The sequence below is a fragment of the Streptococcus sp. V919 genome (assembly GCF_054353475.1).
On record NZ_JBTHHY010000001.1, the window covers coordinates 812208 to 835143 of the forward strand.

The 22936-nt window shown below is 39.1% G+C and carries 22 protein-coding genes; 1 reads left to right on the forward strand and 21 read right to left on the reverse strand.

Going from position 1 to position 22936, the window contains the following annotated elements; translation table 11 throughout:
• Positions 1-69 precede the first annotated feature (69 nt).
• The 11 genes from greA to ACXYSK_RS04325 form a co-directional block, all read right to left on the reverse strand.
• Positions 70-552, reverse strand: coding sequence for a transcription elongation factor GreA (greA, locus tag ACXYSK_RS04275; RefSeq protein WP_004252406.1), 483 nt, complete (start codon positions 550-552; stop codon positions 70-72).
• Positions 553-628: 76 nt separating this feature from the next.
• Positions 629-2266, reverse strand: a complete 1638-nt coding sequence (gene mltG, locus ACXYSK_RS04280) for an endolytic transglycosylase MltG (RefSeq protein WP_458625160.1) — start codon at positions 2264-2266, stop codon at positions 629-631.
• Positions 2267-2348: 82 nt separating this feature from the next.
• Positions 2349-2843 (reverse strand): GNAT family N-acetyltransferase, encoded by a 495-nt coding sequence (locus tag ACXYSK_RS04285; protein WP_458625161.1) that lies wholly within the window; start codon positions 2841-2843, stop codon positions 2349-2351.
• Entirely contained in the window at positions 2840-3355 is a 516-nt protein-coding gene (locus ACXYSK_RS04290) for a GNAT family N-acetyltransferase (RefSeq protein WP_458625162.1), read from the reverse strand. Before ACXYSK_RS04290 ends, ACXYSK_RS04285 begins: the two co-directional genes overlap by 4 nt.
• A gap of 8 nt (positions 3356-3363) precedes the next feature.
• Positions 3364-4698, reverse strand: coding sequence for a UDP-N-acetylmuramate--L-alanine ligase (murC, locus tag ACXYSK_RS04295; protein WP_458625163.1), 1335 nt, complete (start codon positions 4696-4698; stop codon positions 3364-3366).
• A gap of 11 nt (positions 4699-4709) precedes the next feature.
• Positions 4710-5303: a cystathionine gamma-synthase gene (locus tag ACXYSK_RS04300; RefSeq protein WP_458625164.1), complete on the reverse strand. Its 594-nt coding sequence runs from the start codon at positions 5301-5303 to the stop codon at positions 4710-4712.
• Between the two features lie 46 nt (positions 5304-5349).
• On the reverse strand, positions 5350-8448 hold the full coding sequence (locus tag ACXYSK_RS04305; RefSeq protein WP_458625165.1) for a DEAD/DEAH box helicase: 3099 nt from the start codon (positions 8446-8448) through the stop codon (positions 5350-5352).
• A gap of 92 nt (positions 8449-8540) precedes the next feature.
• On the reverse strand, positions 8541-9707 hold the full coding sequence (locus ACXYSK_RS04310) for a MalY/PatB family protein (protein WP_458625166.1): 1167 nt from the start codon (positions 9705-9707) through the stop codon (positions 8541-8543).
• Between the two features lie 10 nt (positions 9708-9717).
• Entirely contained in the window at positions 9718-10806 is a 1089-nt protein-coding gene (locus ACXYSK_RS04315) for a cystathionine gamma-synthase (RefSeq protein WP_458625167.1), read from the reverse strand.
• A 145-nt stretch (positions 10807-10951) separates the two neighbouring features.
• The gene (locus ACXYSK_RS04320; RefSeq protein ID WP_458625168.1) at positions 10952-12910 is read right to left on the reverse strand and encodes a peptide ABC transporter substrate-binding protein; all 1959 of its coding nucleotides are present in this window, start codon (positions 12908-12910) and stop codon (positions 10952-10954) included.
• A gap of 188 nt (positions 12911-13098) precedes the next feature.
• The gene (locus ACXYSK_RS04325) at positions 13099-14721 is read right to left on the reverse strand and encodes a putative polysaccharide biosynthesis protein (RefSeq protein WP_458625169.1); all 1623 of its coding nucleotides are present in this window, start codon (positions 14719-14721) and stop codon (positions 13099-13101) included.
• A 105-nt stretch (positions 14722-14826) separates the two neighbouring features.
• Between ACXYSK_RS04325 and ACXYSK_RS04330 the strand changes: the two genes are divergently transcribed.
• Positions 14827-16272: a UDP-N-acetylmuramoyl-L-alanyl-D-glutamate--L-lysine ligase gene (locus ACXYSK_RS04330; RefSeq protein ID WP_458625170.1), complete on the forward strand. Its 1446-nt coding sequence runs from the start codon at positions 14827-14829 to the stop codon at positions 16270-16272.
• A 34-nt stretch (positions 16273-16306) separates the two neighbouring features.
• Here ACXYSK_RS04330 and ACXYSK_RS04335 read toward each other — a convergent pair whose 3' ends face one another.
• The 10 genes from ACXYSK_RS04335 to ACXYSK_RS04380 all read right to left on the reverse strand — a co-directional run bounded on the left by ACXYSK_RS04335 (position 16307) and on the right by ACXYSK_RS04380 (position 22927).
• Positions 16307-16957 carry a DUF1803 domain-containing protein gene (locus ACXYSK_RS04335; protein WP_458625171.1) on the reverse strand — a complete coding sequence of 217 codons (651 nt, stop codon included), beginning with the start codon at positions 16955-16957 and terminating at the stop codon, positions 16307-16309.
• Entirely contained in the window at positions 16950-17453 is a 504-nt protein-coding gene (locus ACXYSK_RS04340) for a YiiX/YebB-like N1pC/P60 family cysteine hydrolase (protein WP_458625172.1), read from the reverse strand. Before ACXYSK_RS04340 ends, ACXYSK_RS04335 begins: the two co-directional genes overlap by 8 nt.
• 72 nt (positions 17454-17525) lie before the next feature.
• Positions 17526-18461, reverse strand: coding sequence for a manganese-dependent inorganic pyrophosphatase (locus ACXYSK_RS04345; protein WP_458625173.1), 936 nt, complete (start codon positions 18459-18461; stop codon positions 17526-17528).
• An 84-nt stretch (positions 18462-18545) separates the two neighbouring features.
• Entirely contained in the window at positions 18546-18830 is a 285-nt protein-coding gene (locus ACXYSK_RS04350) for a GIY-YIG nuclease family protein (protein ID WP_458625174.1), read from the reverse strand.
• Positions 18820-19569: a tRNA1(Val) (adenine(37)-N6)-methyltransferase gene (locus ACXYSK_RS04355; RefSeq protein WP_458625175.1), complete on the reverse strand. Its 750-nt coding sequence runs from the start codon at positions 19567-19569 to the stop codon at positions 18820-18822. The genes ACXYSK_RS04350 and ACXYSK_RS04355 overlap by 11 nt, the downstream gene beginning before the upstream one ends.
• Before the next feature lie 48 nt (positions 19570-19617).
• Positions 19618-19980: a S1 RNA-binding domain-containing protein gene (locus tag ACXYSK_RS04360; protein WP_458625176.1), complete on the reverse strand. Its 363-nt coding sequence runs from the start codon at positions 19978-19980 to the stop codon at positions 19618-19620.
• A 1-nt stretch (position 19981) separates the two neighbouring features.
• The gene (locus ACXYSK_RS04365) at positions 19982-21382 is read right to left on the reverse strand and encodes a Cof-type HAD-IIB family hydrolase (RefSeq protein WP_458625177.1); all 1401 of its coding nucleotides are present in this window, start codon (positions 21380-21382) and stop codon (positions 19982-19984) included.
• 80 nt (positions 21383-21462) lie between these two features.
• Complete coding sequence (locus ACXYSK_RS04370) at positions 21463-21972, reverse strand: GNAT family N-acetyltransferase (RefSeq protein ID WP_458625178.1); 510 nt, start codon at positions 21970-21972, stop codon at positions 21463-21465.
• Positions 21973-22184: 212 nt separating this feature from the next.
• The gene (gene rpsR / locus ACXYSK_RS04375; RefSeq protein WP_000068664.1) at positions 22185-22424 is read right to left on the reverse strand and encodes a 30S ribosomal protein S18; all 240 of its coding nucleotides are present in this window, start codon (positions 22422-22424) and stop codon (positions 22185-22187) included.
• A 32-nt stretch (positions 22425-22456) separates the two neighbouring features.
• Positions 22457-22927, reverse strand: a complete 471-nt coding sequence (locus ACXYSK_RS04380; protein WP_458625179.1) for a single-stranded DNA-binding protein — start codon at positions 22925-22927, stop codon at positions 22457-22459.
• Between the last annotated feature and the right edge of the window lie 9 nt (positions 22928-22936).

Sequence of the window (22936 nt, forward strand, 5' to 3'; positions counted from 1 at the left end):
GTTTTTAGAATGAAGAAAAGGAGTGATAGGAAGCGCTTTCCCTGTATCTACTCCTTCTTTTCTATCCTATTAAACTGTTTTTTCAACTTTTAAAATCTTAACATCATAGCTTCCAGCAGGTGTTTCGATTGTAGCAATATCACCTGTTTTCTTACCAATCAAGGCTTGACCAATTGGACTTTCATTTGATACTTTACCTGCAAAAGCGTCTGCACCAGCTGAACCAACGATAATGTAAACTTCCTCTTCGTCTTCTCCAACTTCTTGGATGGTTACAGTTTTTCCAATGGCAACTTCATCTTGAGCAACTGCATCGCTATTAACGATTTCTGCATAACGAATTTTTGTCTCCAAGCTTGAGATTTGTCCTTCAACAAAGGCTTGTTCATCCTTAGCTGCTTCATACTCACTATTTTCGGACAAATCACCGTATGAACGAGCAATCTTGATACGTTCTACGACTTCAGGACGACGCACTAATTTTAATTCTTCTAATTCTTTTTCTAGTTTTTCCTTTTCTTCCAATGTCATTGGATAAGTTTTTTCTACCATTTTTCTCAACTTTCTTTTAATTTTTTAAATATATTTTACTTTTTTAAAGCAAAATTATGTGGAAAACCACATAATTTTAGTTTGTGCTATTTGATTGATGTAATTTACTATTGATATGTTCTTGAACGTTACGGTCATGTTCTTCTCGTGTTGTTGCATAGTAAACTTTACCATCTTGAACATTGGCCACAAAGTAGAGATAGTCACTCTTTGTTTGATTGATACTTGATTCGATAGCATCTAAGCTTGGACTATCAACCGGTCCAGGCATTAGACCTACTTTTGTATAGACATTGTAAGGTGAATCAATAGAAGTATCAATAGCTGCATCATCAGCAAGACTGATGTTTTGACCAAGTTTACCTTCTGCATAAAGGATAGCAATATTACTTTGAAGAGGCATATTTTGATTCAAGCGATTGTAGAAAATTCCAGCAATCAACTTACGATCCTCTGTTTTTGCTCCTTCTTTCTCAACAAGTGACGCAATTGTCAAGAGCTCATTAACAGTTAAGTTCTTTTCCTTGATAGCCGCATAATGTGGAGAGAGGTTCTTGTCCATAGCTGCAAGCATGTTATCAATTAAGCTTTCAATTGTAGTGCTTTCTTTGATAGCATATGTTGCAGGGAAAAGATATCCTTCTAAGCGATAACGGACACCGCTATCTTTAGCTGGTAAGCTTTCAAGTAAGTTTGGATATTTGGCAACCTCTTGGGCAATAAAGGTCTCATCTTGGACCTTAGCCATGAAAGCTTCTGCTGTCATAGGCTCTTTAAATTCACCTTGAAGTTGACCAACAGTATGAGCAATCTGTTCCAAAGTATAACCTTCAGGAATCGTTAATTCTGCAAGAGTAACTTCTTGAGGTTCAGGTGTGCCACCCTTTTGTAATTCTTTAATCACATCCTCAACACTCATGCTCTTTTGCAAGTTGTAATAACCAGACTTCAATTCAGTGTAGTTTTTATACTTGGCATATACTGTAAAGACCAAACCATTTTTAATGACTCCAGATTTTTCTAAAGCTGAACCAATTTGTTGTGTATTGGCTCCATCTGGAATTTGAACTCTCACATATTGTTTAGAATTTGGGTCTACAGGTTGTAGGGCTGATTTAGCATAACTAAGGCCAAAGAATCCACCCGCACCAAATAGAATCAATAGTACCAACGTTGTTACTAAACATCCTTTTAAGCGAGATTTTTTCTTTTTCTTAATTGGTTTTACAGATTCTCTACGACTTCTTCTAGGAAGTTCTGCCGCTTCAGATTTATCTTCAGCATGATTTTCATTTGTAAACTCTTCTTTGCTTGAGGCAAAGCTTACTGCTTTATCTTCATCGGGAGAAGCATCTTGAGTTTGGTAAGAAACTGAAACCCTAGTTGGAATCGAGTATTTTTCTTCTTTTTCAGAGATTGTTTGAGGTGACTCGACTACCTCTTCTGCAGTTTCTTCTGTAACAGTTGGACGCGGAGGGACAACTGGTGCATTATCAATCAATTGGTCCACAGTTGAAACTGTTTTTGCAATTAACTCTTCTTCAGAAATACTTGGTTCTTTTTTTTCTGGAGTTGATTTAGAAGAATCTTCTAAAGCTGAAAAGAGATCATCAGTTTGTTCGGCTTCGTTGGCCTCTCTTTTAAGTCGTTCTAAATCGCGTAAAATTTGCTCTTTAAAACTTAACTTTTCTTCTTCATTTGAATTTTCGCTCAAAGGTATTTACCTCCTTGTTGATAATCCTTAATATTATATCTTAAAAACTAGAGAAAAGCAACCTTATAAGCCTTTCTCCCCTCTAATTCCTATTTTCCCAGACCATGTCATACCATTCTTCTCCAGCAAATTGAGACTTAGACTTGCCTTCATTCACAAAACCATGCTTTTCATAGTATTCAATGAGGTAGTCGTGGCAGGTCAGATTGATCCCCTCACGTTCATGCTTGAGAGCCACCTCCTTTAAGGCAGTTAAGAGTTTTCTTCCAAGCCCCAAGGATTGAGCCTTCTTTGCAACAGACAGACATGTCACAGATATATACCCACCTTCTTGATGACTGTGGTCTTCTGTTTCTTCTGTAAAGGATTGGTCCTGCAAATAGCGATGAGGGACTACTGGACCTTCAATATAACCGAGAATCTCACCTTCTTTTTCTGCAACTAGAAAACTAGTTTTAATCTCCTTTAAATGTGCTTCAAAAACAGAGCGAGGTATGGCTTCTTCAATTGAGAAATTCTCTAATTCAATTTCCAAAATACGATCTAAGTCACTAAGTCTAGCTTGTCGAATAATCATAATTCCTCCTGGTAAAAAGGATTTCTCCAACACATAAGAAAGGCAACTTCACTGCTCCTTTCCCCTTCTACAATTCCTTGTTCCAGAAACCCATTCATTTCAAAGTAGGAAAGCAACTCATCTTTACAGAGCAAATAAATAGCTGGACTATTTTTCTGACAGGCAACTTCCTTAAGACTTGCAAGTAACAAGGTTCCAAAACCTTGTTTCTGAAAGTCTGGATGTACGGATATCTCTTCAAGGATGATTGCGTTATCTCGCCTAAAATCTTCCTTACTAATAGTTACTATCCATTTGTCTAAAGAGTCGTTCGTGAGAATCGTCGCTGAGATATAAGCAATCCCTTGCTCATTCAGACTAGCTAAGAGAAACGTATCCGCAAAATTGCGGATACGTTCTTCTAATATTTCTCGAGTCAATATATCTTGGGAATTCTGGCTACTCTCTTGTATCAAACAAATGTGTTCGATATCTGAAACCTGAGCTTCCCTGATATTAATTGGAAATTCCATAATTTTCCTTACTGAACATTGCTTGTCAAATTTGACAAGAGACGTTCGAATGAGTATTCATATGATTGAATATCGCCAGCTCCCATGAAGACATAGACAGCATTATCATGGTCTAGGAGAGGAGATACATTTTCAACAGTGATGACTTGATGTTTTTTATCAATCTTGGCTGCTAAATCTTCAACCTTAACATCACCATGGTCAACTTCACGAGCAGAACCATAGATTTTTGCTAAGTAAACTGCATCAGCCTGGTTCAAGGCTTGCGCAAAATCATCCAACAAAGCAATTGTACGAGTAAAGGTATGCGGTTGGAAAATAGCAACGATTTCCTTGCTTGGGTATTTTTGACGTGCAGCATCTAGAGTTGCGATAATTTCAGTTGGGTGATGCGCAAAATCATCGATGATAACAGTATCATTGACAATCTTTTCTGTAAAGCGACGCTTAACGCCTCCAAAAGTATTCAAGTGTTCACGTACTAAATTCAAGTCAAAGCCAGCAGTATAAAGCAAACCAATCACTGCTGTTGCATTCATGATATTGTGGCGTCCGAAAGTTGGAATGTGGAATTGACCCAGTTCTTGACCACGGAAGTGAACTGTAAAAGTTGACCCTGTCGTAGAACGTAGAAGTTCGCTAGCTACAAAGTCATTGCCCTCTGCTTCAAAGCCATAATAATAGATTGGAGCATCAGACGTAATCTTACGCAACTCTGGATCTTCACCATAGACAAACAAACCTTTGCTGATTTGTTTCGCATAATCATTGAAGGCGTTGAAGACATCCTCTAAACTTGTAAAATAGTCAGGGTGGTCAAAGTCGATATTAGTAATGATAGAGTACTCTGGGTGATATGGCATAAAGTGGCGTTCATACTCGTCTGATTCAAATACAAAATACTTGGCATTTTCAGAGCCACGACCTGTACCATCTCCAATTAGATAGCTAGTATCAGTAATGTGTGACAAGACGTGAGAAAGCATCCCAGTTGTTGAGGTCTTACCGTGTGCACCAGCAACCCCCATGCTGATAAAGTCACGCATAAAGCTACCAAGAAACTCATGATAACGTTTGTAGCTTAGCCCATTCTTGTCTGCATAGGCGATTTCAACGTTGTTATCTGGACGAAAGGCATTCCCAGCGATAATTTCTAAATCACCTTGAAGATTTTTCTCATCGAAAGGTAAAATTTTAATTCCTGCTTGCTCTAGCCCACGTTGTGTAAAGTAATATTTTTCCACATCAGATCCTTGGACCTTGTGCCCCATTTGGTGCAACATCAAAGCCAAGGCACTCATTCCTGATCCTTTAATTCCGATAAAATGATAGGTTTTTGCCATCTTTTTCCCCTTTACTCTGTCATATTTGTCAAGTTCAACTCTTGAGCAATTTTACGTTCTTTTTCTGTTTGATTTACTTTTTTGTTATAAATCTGGCTTTTCTTTAGAAAATCATAATTATTCTTTTTTGGTCCGAGATGCTCTTCTTTGGTAGTTTGCTGCATCTGAGGTGTCATTTCAGCCAAAATATAATGGCTCTGAGTTAGTTTGTCACTAAATTTTGCTAGCTCCCCAGGATTTTCCTTTTGGAAAGGAGCCGTAGGCTGATTTGCCTGTCTTACTACATTAATTGAAGGTTTATAACGTTTCGTAAAACTAACATCTTGAGTCAAATACTTTGCTGAACGTTTCCGTTTTAGATCAGCTCTTGCTTCTTCACGAGCAAGTTCAGCATAGGATTTTTCCTTCTTATCAGGTAGCTTATCTGATGCTTGAACCGGTGACTTTTTTTCGGTAGTAATTGGTGACCATTCCAAGTAGTTTTTGTCCTGGTAGTCTCCCTTGATATTACTGATGAGATCCGACTCATCATATAAATTCATAAATGGCATCTCTGTCAGCATGATCTCATCATCTGACACTATTGGAAATCGTTCTTGCTTCATTTTTATTTCCTTTCAATACTCCATTATAGCGTAAAGTCTTGATTTTTCAAGTCTTGGCTTCAGAAATTCCTAATATTTCTTGAATTTCAGAAAGTGTCAGACTTCCACGAGACTCTGTTCCGTCCAAGACTTCTGAGACCAGATTTCTTTTCTGCTCTTGTAGCTCTTGAATCTTCTCTTCGATTGTTCCTCGAGTTACTAGGCGATAAACTTCAACAGCTTGTTCTTGTCCCATGCGATGAGCCCTACCAATAGCCTGCGATTCGACTGCTGGATTCCACCATAAGTCGACCAGAATAACCGTGTCCGCACCAGTAAGATTGAGACCAACCCCACCAGCTTTTAGAGAAATCAAAAATACATCGCACTCACCTTGGTTAAAGGCCTTGGTCATTTCTTGGCGTTCCTGTGAAGGAGTTGAACCTGTAATTTTAAAGGATGTCAAGCCAAGCTGTGGCAACTCCTTTTCTATGCGGTCCAACATTCCCCTAAATTGAGAGAAGATGAGTACACGATGATTTCCCTCAGCAATTTGACTTAGCAAATCTCGCAAACTATCAAGCTTCCCGCTATCTCCCTTATAATCTTCCATAAATAGGGCAGGAGTATCACAAATCTGGCGAAGGCGCATGAGTCCTGTTAAAATTTCAACTCGATTTCGTTGAAATTCTGAATCAGTCACCTGACCCAAACGCTCTTGCATCTGTTGAAGTTGAGCTAGATAGATGGCCTTTTGCTGGTCTTCCAGTTCATTCTTATAAACAACTTCTATCAAATCAGGTAGCTCTGTAAGAACATCCTCTTTTTTTCGACGCATGACAAATGGTTTGATAAACTGTGCCACTCTCTCAGCAGGCAATTTCATAAAGTCTTTTTTTGCTGGCAAAAGTCCTGGCAAGACTATTTGAAAAATAGACCACAATTCGCCAATGTTATTTTCAATCGGTGTTCCAGATAGAGCAAAAACTGATGGTACCACAAACTTTCTCAACGTTTTCGCGATTTTAGTCTGGGCATTTTTCATCACCTGGGCTTCATCTAGAAATAGAAAGTCAAAAGATAAATCCTGATAAATCTCGCTATCTTGCCTGAAAGTAGCATAACTAGTCACATAAATCTGATGTTTTTCTGCTAAAATAGTCTCGCGATAAGGCTTCAATCCATGCACAACAACTACATCCAAATTTGGTGCAAATTTTTGAAACTCATCGGCCCAATTATAGATGAGACCCGATGGAGCAAGAATCAAGACACGGCTATTCTCCTGAAGCTGGCTACTCAGAAAGGCAATAGCTTGCAAGGTCTTACCAAGTCCCATATCATCCGCCAAAATCCCACCAAATCCATAATGGTGAAGCATTTGAAGCCATTGAATCCCCTTTTTCTGATAATCTCTGAGATCAGCTTTGATATTCAGAGCTGTCATCGGAAAATCCTCTGGATGCGTCAAATCGTGGGCCAAATGACGAAATTCTTCGGTAAATGTTACTTGGTCTTGATCCTTAAACAGATGAGATAGGGTATAAGCCAAAGACTTGCGAGCATGGAAAGAATCACTCTCTATCTCTTCCATTCCCAAATCATCCAAATCCTGACGGATACGTTTGGTCTCTTCGTCGAAATAATAAACCTGGTTAGTGGAAGAAATATAATAATCTTGCTTTTCAACCAGAGCCTTCATTGCTCGATTGATTTCTTCTTGATCTATATCTTGAAAATCAAATTGAATTTCTAAAAGACTTCCCTTGGATGAGATATGAATTTGAGGTTTCTGAACCTGATAAAGATTTTGCAAGCTCTCAGAAATCTTTAATTCTCCAAGGGCCACAAAGGCTGGCAAAATTTCCTGAAAGAACGTATGGACTGCATCAGCTTTCAAACTCTGACGCCATGAACGAAAATCTGCTTCAAATCCAGCAGATAAAGCCAACTGAAAAATCTGTTTTTCTAGTTGAATATCACTCGCAAAAGGGAGATTCTCTAGTTCATTTCGAGTAGTTACTAAGCAAGTTTCATATTGGAACTGCATATCTAAACGAATAGATCCGTCCTCTTCTCGTTCCATGTAGAAAGAGGGACGAAAAGATTGGATTTTAAGAGACTCAGGTGCCTCTACTTTTCCGAGTTCTTTAAACTGGAACAGAGTCGAAGCTAAGAGATCTCGAACGCTACTATCAAACTGCAAGATTTTCCTGCCACTATGATCTAAAGGAACTTTTCTAAGCGCATCTAATAAACTAGCCTGTTTTTTCGTCATCAGGCAAAAATTGCCTTTAGAGAATAAGACTTGTCCCCCATAAAAGACATTGACCCCTGTCCGTTCGAGGATTTCCATCTCATAATAGTTGGATTGTTCTTTAATCTCAAAAGAAAACAAACCTGCTTGACCATCAAAATCTTGGAAAAGAAGATGATGATATGTTGTAAGCTGGTGATCAAATTGGAATACATCTAAGCCCATCAGAAGGCTGACACCTTGCTCAAAAAAAGTCTTAGGGAAATAGAGATGTCGCCCTTGATTTTGGAAAAAAGTAGGGTTGACTGTTTTCTCCTCAATCAAGCCTAGCAAGAAACTCAAAACTTCTTGGCTGGCTTTATCAAAATACTCAAGTCTTAATGAGGTCTCGTAATGTTTTCCTATCATGTATGGTTTAGCGGCCTCTATGACTTTTAAGAAAAGAGGGATATCCCTAATCACATAAAACTTTTCTTGCTTAGAAAGACCAATTCTTAAGGTCCAGATAATGCGATTGGTTCCTGCTTCCACCTGTCCTTGAGCAGAAAGCTGATAGCGGTCAGACTGACTAGGTGTTTGGATAGACTCCAAGAATTTTCCTCCGAAAGTCACTTGTGTCTCAACAGTTTCCTTTTCTTCCTGATTAGCCTCTAGATTGAGTAAAATTTTTTGTCCTAGTTGGTCATTTTTTAGGTAATATTCCAATGCCGCCAAATGAACACAGTAACCTCTTTTTTTGAAAAAAGCACAGGTACAAAAAATCAAATCATCATCCAAACTATAGCGAATTTCTTCATCCGCTACACGCGCATAGATGCGATGGTCTTGTTCTTTGATGATTTCAATCTGACCAGTTTCGTAGAGTTCTACTCCCTCCATTCGAAGCTTTCCTGGAATCAATTTAGCCATAGTTTCCCCTTTACTTTATCTCTTAATTATACCACATTTCTGCCTATAAAAATAGCCTTCTAGGAGTACTTTTCTCCTAAAAGGCTAGGTTTTTAATAATTTGAAAAAGTGGCAATGATTCGTTGACAAACTTCTTCCAAGACAGATGTAGGCATGGCTACATTTAAGCGAGCGTGAAGGGCTCCTTCTTCACCAAAGTCCAAGCCCCTATTCAGGATAACCTTGGCTTCGTCTCTCAAGAGTTTTCTTAGTTCTTCATCGCTAATTTCATAGGCTGAAAAATCAAGCCAAATAAGATAGGTCCCTTGAGGTTTCATGACCTTGATTTTCGTTTCTTTCCCAAACAAATCGACTACATAATTGATGTGTTTCTCGATTAGTTCTTTGAGTTCTGACAACCAATCTTCCCCATAGCGATAGGCTGCTTCTGTTGCCAAATATCCTAAACCTGAGATTTCATGTTGATTATTAGCAAGCTGGCGCTTTTGGAAAGCAAGTCTCAACTTTGGATTCTCGATGACAGCGTAGGAATTTTTCGTTCCGGCAATGTTGAAGGTCTTGGTAGCACTGCTTAAAATCAGTGAAAATTCTTTGAAGGCTTCATTTACCGTATTGAATGACTGGTGCTTGTTTCCAAACAAGGCTAAATCTTGGTGAATCTCATCAGAAACTAGCAAAACTCCATGTTTTTGACACAGTTGTCCAATCTTCTCCAAAACCTCTTTTCCCCAAACACGTCCACCAGGATTATGAGGATTGCAGAGAACGTAGAGTTTCACATCCTCTTCGACAAAATCTTTCTCTAATTGATCAAAATCAATCTCAAAAAGTCCGTCTTTTTCTACTAGAGAGTTGGTGATTAGTCTACGATTATTGAGCTTAATACTGCGAGCAAAAGGAGGATAAACCGGTGTGTTAATGAGCACTGCTTCACCTTCCTTGGTGAAGGCTTGAATAGCTGTTGAAATGGCAGGTACCACTCCCTCGATAAAGACTAGGGCATCCTTATCAAAGCGATAACCATGCTGCTTTTCCTCCCAATTTTGAACAGCTTCAATCAACCCATCACTAGCATAGGTATAGCCATAGACTAATTGCTCTGCATAGTCATGGACTGTCTGACGAATCTCAGGTAACACCTCAAAGTCCATATCAGCAATCCAAGCCGGTAATACTTGACGGTCAGTTTCTGCTTCTTTCCATTTGTATGTATGGTGTCCAAAACGATTGGGCAAGGTCGTAAAATCATATTTTCCCATAGTTTTATCCTTACAAGGCTTGACGCAAGTCTTCAATCAAATCTCTAACATCCTCAATTCCAATAGACAAACGTAAGAGGTCATCTGTCAATCCATAAGAATGACGAACCTCTGCAGGAATATCTGCATGGGTTTGAGTAGTTGGGTATGTAATCAGACTTTCAACCCCACCTAAACTTTCAGCAAAAGAGAATACTTTCAAGGTATTTAAGATATGAGGAATACGCTTCTCATCAGCTACTTTAAAGGAAATCATCCCCCCACGTCCTGTATACAGGACTTCTTTAACTGCAGGTGATTGTTCTAAAAAGGCTACAATTTCTTGGGCATTGGCTGTTGAGCGCTCCATACGAAGTGACAAGGTCTTAAGACCACGAATCAATTGATAACTATCAAATGGTGACAAAACAGCCCCAGTCGTATTGAGATTGTAAAAGAGTTTTTCGTATAAATCCGCACTGTCTGTCACAACTACACCAGCTAGAACATCATTATGTCCTGCAAGGTATTTTGTCGCTGAATGAAGGACGATATCTGCCCCGTCTTCAATTGGACGTTGGTAAATCGGGCTATAGAAGGTATTATCAACGACAACTTTAGCACCTTTAGCATGAGCTAATGTTGACAATTTTTCGATATCAAATTCCAACATCAAAGGGTTGGTTGGTGTTTCAATATAAAGTACATCCACATCCTTTTCTAGCTCAGCAATTAGCTCTTCTTCTGTGTTTGCATAAGTAAAGTGGAAACGTCCTTCCTGTTCCACTTGATTGAACCAGCGGAAAGAACCACCGTAAAGGTCACGGACAGCCAAAACCTTGCTTCCTACTGGGAAGACACTAAAGGCAAGTACAATGGCAGACATACCTGAACTAGTCGCTAAAGCATACTTGGCTGATTCAATAGCTGCCAAGACTTCCTCTGCCTTACTACGAGTTGGGTTTTTAGTGCGAGTATAGTCAAATCCAGTGGATTGACCAAATTCTGGATGCTGATAAGTCGTTGAAAAGTGGATTGGTGTAACCAAAGCACCTGTTGCTTCATCAGACTTGATCCCTGCTTGTGCTAAAATTGTGTTGATATGAAATAATTTGCTCATACTTTACCTCCAAATCTATAGTAACTATTGTACCACTTATTTTGGATCCTTCGTTTTCTTGTTTTCAAGAGCTAGTTATAGTTTCAAACTATACAAAAACGATAGCTTCCTGAGAAACTATCGTTTTTCCTGTTGAATAGACTGATTATTTAACGTGTTTAGCTAATTCTTCTTGGGCTTTTTTATTAGATTCTTCTTTTTCTTTCAGCCATTTTTGTCTAGCTTCTTCATACTCAGCCGTTGTGACAATCTTATCTTGTAACTTAAGGTATTTGTATGATTCAACACCCTTGTTACCCGCTTGAGAGAAGGCAGTAGAGAATGGAACTGTTTTTCTGATTCCTGGTGTTCCACCAAGAGACACGTTTGGAATTGCTAGAGAGCTGTCCACCAACCATGCTTGAGCTTCAGCATATTTGTCATAACGTTTGTTCAAATCTTGTTCAGCATTAGCCTCTTCCAGCATCTTAGTATAGGTATCCAAACCAACTGCAGTTGCTTTAGTATTACTTTCACCAGGTTCTAATCCAAGGTTTTGCAATGAACCACCATTTGTAAGGTTAAGGGTATCAAGATAAGTTGATGGATCCTGATAGTCAGGTCCCCAACCACCATTGTAGAGGTCATAGTCTTTTTGAGCCGCTGTATTCGCAAGGTAACCGATACTATCCATTTCTTCTGTACTCAACATTTGAATATCGATAACGACGTTATCTGTGCCTAAGACAGACTCAATAGATTGCTTAAATGAACTTGCCTCTTGGACACCCTTCTTCACAGACTGGTCAACTGGTAAGTCTAGGTGGATAGGGAATTGAACACCCTTAGCTTCCAATTCTTTCTTAGCTTGTGCAAAAGCTTCTTTAGCCTTATCAGCATTATAGTAGGCATCTTGTCCGTCAGCAAAGTTAATATTTTGCCATACTTGGCCGTAGTTAACCATCTTAGAAGCGACGACATCACCAAAATCTTTACCATCAAGTGTTACAAATGAAGGTGGAACGAGCAAGTTTCTGATAATCTTTGTTGCTCCCTCTTCCCCCTGTGACTGAGCTCCATAAGCTGTACGGTCATAGGCAAAGTTAATGGCTTGACGGAATGATTTGTTTAAAACTGCTTCTTGTTGGGCTGTCTTTTCAGCGTCTGTCGTTTTTGATGTGTGGTTATAAGATTTTCTATCTAAGTTAAAGTTAAAGTAGAAAGAAGTCGCAGTTTGCATACTGTAGATAATATTATCCTTGTATTTCTCTTGCACACCTGCAAAACTTGAACTATTTGGATAGAGACGGGCAAAACTATAGACACCTTCGCTAAAGTTACGAACAAGCGCATCTTGGTCACTTCCATCATAGTAAGTCAACTTGACATCATCTACAAATACATTTTTTGCATCCCAATAGTTTGGATTTTTCTTGTATTCAAGTACAGATTTAGATGTGAACGATTTGAGAATAAATGGACCATTATACAAGATGTTTGCTGGATCCACCTTACCAAAATCATCCCCTTTTGAGTTCAAGAAATCAGCATTTACTGGGAACAGAATAGTTGCAGTTGTTTTTGAATTCCAATAAGGTTCTGGTTGAGTCAAAGTATATTGAACAGTCTGGTCGTCAATAGCTTTTACTCCAACTGTTGAAAAGTCTGTAGTTTTTCCGCTAACATAGTCTGCCAAACCAGCAACAGAATCTTGCACTAGATACAAGGCTTCTGAATTTTTATCCGCAGCATACTTCAATCCTGTCACAAAATCTTGTGCTGTCACTGGTGCATACTCTTCACCATCTGCTGTATACCATTTGGCGTCCTTACGAAGTTTGTAAGTATAAGTCAAACCATCTTTGGAAACAGTCCAATCTTCTGCCAATGAAGGAATGTAGTTCCCGTATTGATCATTTTCCATCAAACCATCAACCAAGTTTGTCACAACATCACCTGTAGTTGCACGGTTTTCTAGGAGATAGTTAAGACTTGAGGGGTCATTACCATATACATAATTATATGTCTTTGTAGAACTAGCTGAGTTGCTACAAGCCGCCAATAGCAGACCGGCACTTAGGGCAACGCCTGCTAGCGTCAGATATTTTGCCTTAGACTTTTTCATAAACAGAACCTCCAAATTTAAATTTTTGTATCATTATACAGCTATTGTTTTTTTTAGTCAAGTCTTATGCTCTAAAAATTTATTTTTTTCTACATTTTTTATATTTTTTTGTATTTTTTCAAGAAAAAAAGAACAATTTAGACCTTTTTACGTAAAAAGTTCAAATCGTTCGTTTTATTTATTAAATATTATGATAATTTTAAGCGCGCTCGTAACTGGTCCGCTTTTGCCTGACCAATAACCTTATCCAAGAGTCGAGTATAGAGACTCATGACTCCATAGAGCCCACCACCAATTGTACCAATTAAGGCGACATATATGAAGCTCCAGAAACGTCCAGTTGGATGGAAGACAAGTCCAAAAATCCATTGCAAGAATCCAACAAGGATAAACATGACTAAAGTTAAAATAGTGACTAAGATTGTTCTCTTCAAGATAATCTTTTGGCGAGCGCCTGTAATCTGACAGATTTCACGGTACATTAAAACAATTGGGATGATGAGGCCGATGGTCGTTGAAATTAATGGTCCATAACTGTGAAAAATCGCTATTGATGGTAGTTGTAAAAAGAGCTTAGCAAGCGAACCATAGACAAAATACAAGACTGCCTTACGGTTACGGAACATAGCTTGAAGCATTGGTGATAAGACCATGTATAAACCGAGGATAGTTGACTGCAAGACTGCAAAGACAAACAAGCCCAAAGCCAAACTATCAGGTTTACCGTAAAAGACTGTATAGAGGGGTTCTCCTACCATGACTACTCCAACCGTTGCAGGTAGTAGGAATAAGAAGAGCATGGTAATACTATCTTGCACCAACCGAGAAGCTGCTGGTAAATCACCCTTGACATAGTTCTCAGTCAAGAGAGGCAAACCAACGCTACCGATTGATACTCCTACGGAAATCAAAATCATGGTGATCTTATTAGGATTGGCAGAGAAATAAGAAAACATGACAACCAAATCTTCATTACTATAGTTGGTAAACCACTTCATGCTATTGATAAAGGTCATTTGGTCCAAGATTTGGAAAAGTTGAATAGCTGAACCTGTTATAATAAAAGGAATAGCTTCCTTAATCGTATCAACCAGTAGACTCTTACTATCAATCTTATCTCGCGTTTCAAAAACTTTTTGAAGTAACCCTTCTTTATAAAGGAAATAAAGCAAGACCGCAAAGCTAGCTACCATTCCTACAAAAGCCGCAAAGGTAGATTGGGTAACTGCTGATAGATAATCTTTTGAACCAAGCTTCATGATGATAAAGGTCGCTAAGAGCATCCAAATAACACGGATAACCTGCTCAGCGATTTGGCTCATAGCATAAGGCTTGAGATTATTCATCCCTTGGAAAAATCCACGGATAACACTCATAGATGGGAAAATCAAGACCGCCCACGCTAAACTTTGCATAATTGGAATTAAGTCCTTACCGACTCCGGAAAGGTCCGCCAACCAAGGTGCAAAGAGGTATAAGATCAAGGCAAAGGCAAGTCCCAGCACAGTCATAAAGCCCAAGAAACTTCGAATCAGGGCAAAACTATGCTCTTCTTCTTGCATGGTATTGTATTTAGCGACTTGCTTAGCAACTGCAACTGGAATACCTGCTGTCGAAATCAACAAGAACCAGGCGTAGATATTATAGCCCATGGTAAAGAGACCGTTAGCCGTTGCAGCATAAGTCCCCATCCAGATATACCATGGGATAATGTAGATAGCCCCGAGGAGGCGACTGATAAAGTTACTTGCTGTTAGCCAGGCAGTCCCTCGTAACATCTGGGCCTGCTGATGATTATTTTCGTTAGACATAACTTCCTCATTCATTTTTAATAACTAGGAAATGTTCCTTATCTTCCATTATAAACTTTTCCTTGTTACTTGTAAAATTCAGACTTTCAGTTTACAATAGAAAGTATGATAAAGATTGAAACCGTATTAGATATTTTAAAAAAAGATGATCTCTTCCGCGAGATTATCGACCAAGAACATTACCATTATTTTTACAGTGATGTCGTTTTTAATAGCATCTGCTACGATAGTCGAAAAGCTCGAGAAAATAGTCTCTTTTTTGTCAAAGGAGCAGCCTTCAAAAAAGAATTTCTCCTTTCGGCAATTGAACAAGGACTTGGATGGTATGTAGCGGAACAGGATTATGAAGTAGGGATCCCTGTTATTGTTGTTAGCGATATCAAGAAAGCCATGAGTTTGATTGCCATGGAGTTTTATGGCAACCCTCAAGAGAAATTAAAATTACTTGCTTTCACTGGAACTAAAGGAAAAACTACAGCAGCTTACTTTGCTTATAACATCTTAAATCAAGAATATCGTCCAGCTATGTTGTCAACCATGAACACTACTTTGGACGGTAAGACTTTCTTTAAATCTGCTCTAACAACTCCTGAAAGCATTGATCTCTTTGAGATGATGGCCCAGGCAGTTGATAATGGAAGAACTCATCTTATTATGGAAGTATCCAGCCAAGCCTACTTGGTGAAACGGGTTTACGGCCTGACCTTTGATGTCGGTGTCTTCCTCAACATTAGTCCTGACCATATTGGTCCTATTGAGCATCCGACCTTTGAAGATTATTTCTATCACAAACGTCTCTTGATGAAAAATAGTCGAGCAGTTGTCATTAATAGCGATATGGATCATTTCTCTGTTCTGAAAGAACAAGTTGAGAACCAAGACCATGACTTCTACGGTAACCAATCAAGTAACCAAATTGAAAACTCTAAAGCCTTTAGCTTCTCAGCTACTGGTAAATTAGCTGGAGACTATGATATTCAGTTGATTGGGCACTTCAACCAAGAAAATGCAGTCGCTGCTGGACTTGCTTGCCTTCGTTTAGGTGCTAGTCTTGAAGCCATCAAAAAAGGGATTGCGACTACTCGCGTACCTGGTCGTATGGAAGTTCTCACTCAGAAAAATGGTGCAAAAGTTTTCATCGACTACGCCCACAATGGTGACAGTCTTAAAAAACTAATCTCTGTCGTTGAAACTCATCAAACTGGAAAGATTGCTTTAGTACTTGGTTCAACTGGAAACAAGGGAGAAAGCCGTCGTAAGGACTTTGGACTTCTCCTCAATCAACATCCTGAAATCCAAGTCTTCCTCACAGCGGACGATCCCAACTATGAAGATCCAATGGCTATTGCGGATGAAATCAGTAGCTATATCCATCATCCTGTTGAAAAGATTGCTGATCGTGATCAGGCTATCAAGGCTGCTATGTCTATCACAAGTCAAGAACTGGACGCTGTGATTATCGCTGGTAAAGGAGCTGATTGCTACCAAATCATCCAAGGTAAGAAAGAAGACTATCCTGGAGATGCTGCTGTTGCAGAACGTTATCTATAGTATATTTAAAGAAGGCTAGGAAAATTCCTAGCCTTTATTTTTTTATAAAGATGAGTCTTTCTTTATCAAATTCTACAGCTAACTCATATTTCCCATCTTCATTTTGAATAATGTAGCCCAATAAAACTAAACTATCAACAAAGATATCACGACGTTTCTGCATAAGTTGGTCTTTTTTGAGAAATTTAAGCAAAAAGGTTGTCATATACTTGAGAGCATACTCAGGGTTGACATCCCCTAAAACTGCATAGAGTTTCTGCTGATCTTCCGTCAGTGGATACTGGTGCTTAACCTTATAAAAGTAATTAGACAAGGTCATCTTTTCCCTAGCAAAATCCGTATACTCTTCTAGGATTGCTGCATTGGTTTGATTGCACAATTCAGTCTGAAAATCTTTCTCCAGGATTTCTTGATAGATGGGACTATCATCTCTTACAAAGACTTCTTGATCCAATTCAAGAGATTCCGTAGACTCTAGAAAGGGGAGATTGAGATAATAATGTTTGTTTTCTCGAAGGATGAAACCAGCTTTAATGTATTCTTCCAAGAGCTTGTCAACCGGAATCCCTGGAAACTGAGCCTTGATTTCACGGAGGATCACATCATCATGCTGATCAAGATAGTCAACCAAATCTCTAAAGAATGGTTGTCGTGTCAAACGAGATGGATTAAAAATCTTAATCATGAAGATTCCTTTCTTTACAAACTAAAAGTGGTGATGCTGCTAATTGACTCGGGTTAGTGCCAGGCTGATTCAGAGGTACAGTGAGTCCTAGCTCTCTATAATATTGACTCCAGAAATCACTGATTTCCTGTGTATCATCCCCAAACTTCATAGAAATGGTCTCAAAAATAGGTAGAATGTCTGCAATAAATTGAGAGCAATAGAAACCATCACCATCTGGGTAAAAGGAAACATTATAGGGTGCACCTAAGTGGCTCTCTGCCCGCTTTTTGACTTCTGTACAATCAATCTCCGCATAGCGATAAAGGTCATAGACTTTTCCAGCTACAAAGAAATCTTCAGAAGCCTGGGCAATGACACCGCCTTCAGTTGTTGCATGATAGATGAAACCGTCTAAAAAAATGGCCACATGGCTATAGTTGCCAGTAGATTCCTGGATGGCTTTCCCTATATCCGAACTATCTTTCACAAAGATTAAATCACCATTTTCTAACATACTTCTCTCCTAGCAAAAAAGGAGTCGAAACTCCTTTTTATTACAATGGGTATCCCCATTTTCATTTTAGAATTATGCATTAAAGCTTTCAGTCAATTGTGGTACCACTTGTTTCTTACGTGAAACAGCACCTGGAAGGAAAGCGTGGTTGTTTTCAAGTTTGAAGTTGAAAGCTGCTTCAACTTTGTTCATGTTAGCACCAAGAGCCAAAATTTCTGAGTTTGAGTTGACGATGTCTGTAATCATCAAAACAAAGTCAGAGTATCCGTTAGCGACATTTGCTGCTTGGATAGCTGCTTCGATTTCAGCTTGGCGTTCCAATACTTCAGCAATATCAACTGTATTCACTTGAGCCACACGGACATTGTTTCCGTTGAGTTCAAATGTCTTAGCATCAATATCAATCAATTCTTCTGCTGACTTGCTTGCCAAGTTTGTACCAGCCTTGAGCATAGCAAGACCGTATACTTCCAAGTTCACACCAGCCAATTCAGCCAATTCAAGAGCAATGACTTTATCTGATGGGTGAGTGGTTGGAGATTTCAAAAGAAGGGTATCTGAAATCAAACCTGAAAGCATCAAACCAGCCAATTCTTTTGGCACTGCTACCCCGTGTTCTTTGAACATGCGGTAAACGATAGATGATGCTGACCCAACTGGTTCCAAACGCATGTATAGTGGGCTGGCAGTTTCAAAGTTAGCCACACGGTGATGATCCACCACACCATAAACTTCAACTTCAGCAATATCTGAAATAGATTGTTGGAATTCATTGTGGTCAGTCAAAATGACTTGCTCTGCACCTTCTGCTTTAACTGATGTGATCACGCGTGGTGCTTCCACACCAAAATAGTCCAATACGAAAGCTGTTTCTTCATTTGGAGTTCCAAGAGCCACCGCTTCTGTATCCAAACCGTATGCTTCTTTTGCAAGATAAGCAAAGGCTACAGATGAACCGATAGCATCTGAATCTGGATTTTGGTGACCAAATACTAGAATCTTAGACATGATAATACCTCGTTTCTTTATTCTCTTTATTGTAGCATTTTTTTCAATTTTTGACAAAAGTAAGAGGAGTCAAAGGACTCCTCGTTACAAGTCAAAAGTATTGACTAAATTTTTATTTTGATACTCTTTGAGATAATGTTCTTTTTGCAAGCGTGTTTGACGTTTGAAAAGGGCTTCAGCCGACATTGCTTCTTCCTTACTATCAAAACCTTCTGCATAGATGAGTTTTACCGGCAATCGAGCTCGTGTATACTTGGCTCCTTTGCCACTATTGTGGACAGCAACTCGTTTCTTCACATCTGTTGTATAGCCTGTGTAGTAGGAACCATCACAACACTCAACCACATACATATAAGCCTTATGAACCATAATAAATCTCTTGAATTTCTGGTGTATAGGAGCCGTCATCATTATGAACGATTAGCGGTGGTAAAACCTTAAAACCACTAGTGGAACCGTCTTTGATAGCCTCAATCAAAAGCATATTGGCTTCCTTCTCCCGTTTAGGGTAAACAAATTGTAGGCGCTTTGGAGCTAGATTATGCTGTTGGAGTGTAGCTAAGATATCTAATAATCTATCTGGACGATGAACCATTGCCAAACGCCCATTTGATTTGAGAATACTTTGAGCACTACGACAGATTTCTTTGAGATTGGTCGTAATTTCATGCCGAGCTAAAAGGTAATGTTCGCTTTCGTTCAGATTAGAATTTGGATCTACCTTAAAATAAGGAGGATTGCACAAAATCAAATCGACCTTGCTCCCCTGAATGTAGCTAGGCATATTTTTCAAATCATCACAAATAACCTGCATCTGCTCTTCTAAGCCATTTAAACGAACCGACCGTTCAGCCATATCAGCTAGGCGTTCTTGGATTTCTACAGAGAGAATTTTAGCCTTGGTACGACTACTGGCAAATAGTCCAACAGCTCCATTACCTGCACAGAAATCCACTATCAACCCATTTTTAGGAAAACGAGGAAAACGAGACAGGAGAACACTATCCACTGAATAGCTGAAAACCTCTCTATTTTGAATAATCTTGATATCTGTAGAGAAGAGTTGGTTAATGCGCTCTCCTGATTTTAATAATTGTTCTTCGTTCATACTTCTATTGCCACAAATTAAATAACATCAAAGATGGTTAGAAATTTATCAATTACTGTTTTTCTTTAAATGCTCCAAGGCTTCTCGAGTCCAAATAGGCATCATGCGACCAAGCGGTGCAAAACCATGTTTGATGCGATCATTCGAAAAACGTCTCCGTCTAGGAAGTTGATGCTTTTCTTCTTCCAAGGTACGAATGGAAAGGCTAGCTTTCCCAGTATATTCATCAAAATCTACTACCTGTACCTGGACTTCATCACCGATTTTTAAAACTTCACAGATATTTTCGATAAATCCTGTCCGAATCTCTGAGATATGAATCAGTCCAGTCACTCCTGTCTCAAGCTCAACAAAAGCACCATAAGGCTGAATCCCAGTAATACGGCCATTTAGCTTATCACCGATTTTCATTTTAGTCCTCAATTTCAATAGTTTCAATGACTACGTCGTCAACTGGCTTGTCCATTGCACCTGTTTCTACACCTGCAATTGCATCCAGAACTTCATAAGAAGCTTCATCCGCAAGTTGACCGAATACTGTGTGACGGCGGTCTAGGTGAGGAGTCCCACCTTGTTCAGCATAAATTTCCGCAATTGGTTCTGGCCAGCCACCACGAGCAATTTCTTTCTTAGAATAAGGCAAGTGTTGATTTTGCACGATAAAGAACTGGCTACCATTTGTATTTGGTCCAGCATTTGCCATAGAAAGAGCTCCGCGAACATTGTAAAGCTCTTCTGAAAATTCATCTTCAAATGACTCACCATAGATAGACTCGCCACCCATACCAGTACCAGTTGGGTCTCCACCTTGAATCATAAAGTCTTTAATAATACGATGGAAAATGACACCGTCATAGTAACCATCTTTTGAAAGAGCAATAAAGTTGGCTACTGTTTTTGGTGCGTGATCAGGGAAAAGCTTGATGCGCATATCTCCATGATTTGTCTTAATAGTCGCAATTGGACCATCTACTGCTTCAATGTCTACTTGTGGAAAATGTAATTCTTTTTCTACCATACCAAATCCTTCTAAGGCATCAAAAATGCCATCTTCTTCTAATGTTTTTGTAATATAATCTGCTTTTTCTTTGATTTTATCATGAGAAATTCCCATAGCAACACTAATGCCAGCATAATCAAAGAGTTCAAAATCGTTAAGACCGTCCCCAAAAACCATAACGATTTCAGGTTTTAAACCTAATTGGTCTACCACCTTGGCAACTCCAGCAGCTTTTGAACCGGAAATTGACACAACATCTGATGAATGTTCATGCCAGCGTACCATACGTAAAGTCGATGCTAAACTTTCAGGCAACGTCAAGTCATCTCCCTGATCCTCAAAGGTCCACATCTGATAAATATCTTCTTTTTGGTAAAAATCAGGGTCCACCTCTAAATCAGGATAAATTGGATCAATAGCCTGGCTAATCATTTCTGTTCGTCTAGATAGTTTAGCCTCATGACTACCGACCAAACCGTAGTCAATCCCAACTTCCTTAGTCCAAGCAATATACTCTTCAACCTTATCTCTAGCAATTTTATTACTATATATGACATTACCCTTTTTGTCCTCAATATAAGCACCATTCAAGGTTACAAAGAAATCAGGTTTGAGGGCTTTAATCTCTGGTACGACGCCGAAAATACCTCGACCAGTCGCAATTCCTGTCAAGATTCCCTTCTCGCGTAATTGTTGAAACACTGTTGGAATAGTGCTTGGAATAAAGCCAGTCTTTGAATTTCGTAAAGTATCATCTATATCAAAAAAGATAATCTTAATCTTCTTAGCCTTGTATCTTAACTTGGCATCCATTGTAAGACCTCCTTTAATTCACTCTTTCCATTATACCATAAAGTAGGCAAATCCCACATCTCCAATAAAGTCCTTTTCTCTTATCCGAATTCCTTTACTAGATACAAAACCAAATCATCATTATTTTGGCTAGTTGCATTCATTTCCAAGGGTTGATTTCGATACCAGACACCTGTCCCATCTGGAATATAACCTCGTTTGATGTACAATCTCTGAGCAGGTCCATAACCTGAGTGGAGCCCAACACCAAGCGTAACCTTATCCGATACGAGTTTAACTCGTTTTTCCGCTTCTTCCATCAAGAGATTTCCAATACCTTGATTTTGAAAAAGCTCAAAGACATTGAAATCTGATAATTCTGGATAGATTTCTGCAAAAGGACCATGTTTAGCAGAAGGCAAAATGGTAATGTAGCCCGCTACAGCACTCTCAACCTCTGCAACTAAGACTTCTCTCTCCCCACTTTCTTGCTCCTTAAAGTATCGAGTTAAATTATCCTCTCTACCAGGCCAACCCTGATTGATAAAACTTTGGGACAGGTGTTGGATATCCGATTCAATCATTTTTCTAATAATAGCGTTTCCCTTCATAAGATACTCCTTTAAAAATTCCTACTATCATTATAGCACCTTTATAGAGAAAAAAAGGAAACAGCCGGGCCTTGACTCGCTGAACTCATGAAAAAGAGGTCCCCTGGACCTAAAAAAAGACTCGTTGGGGTCTTAATTCGCTTTCTTATTTTCAAGCTCATGAAAAAGAGGTCCACCCGGTCCTGAAAAAAAGACCCATAAGGGTCTTTTCTTTAATCTTCGTTTACGAAAGGCATCAAAGCCATTACGCGAGCGCGTTTGATAGCTGTTGTTACTTTACGTTGGTTTTTAGCTGAAGTTCCAGTTACACGACGTGGAAGGATTTTCCCACGTTCTGAAACGAAACGGCTAAGAAGCTCAGTATCTTTGTAATCAACATATTCAATTTTGTTTGCTGCGATGTAATCAACTTTTTTACGGCGTTTGAATCCGCCACGACGTTGTTGAGCCATGTTTTTCTCTCCTTTATAGTATTAATTGTCCATTAGAATGGTAAATCATCGTCTGAAATATCCAATGGATTTGTTGTTCCAAATGGATTTTCATCACGTGAAAAGTCAGGTGCTGATTGTGTAGGTGCTGAATAGTTTGAACTTGGTGCAGAATGAGTTCCACCAGTTTGACCTTCACGTACGCTACGGCTTTCCAACATTTGGAAATTCTCAGCTACGACTTCAGTCACGTAGACACGTTGTCCTTGCTGGTTATCGTAACTACGAGTCTGGATACGACCTGTCACCCCAATAAGTGAGCCTTTTTTAGCCCAGTTAGCAAGGTTTTCAGCCTGTTGGCGCCACATGACGACATTGATAAAATCAGCTTCACGTTCACCATTTTGACTCTTAAATGTACGGTTTACTGCAAGAGTAAAAGTAGCTACTGCTACATTTGATGGGGTATAACGCAACTCAGCGTCACGTACCATACGCCCTACAAGTACAACATTGTTAATCATAATCTACCT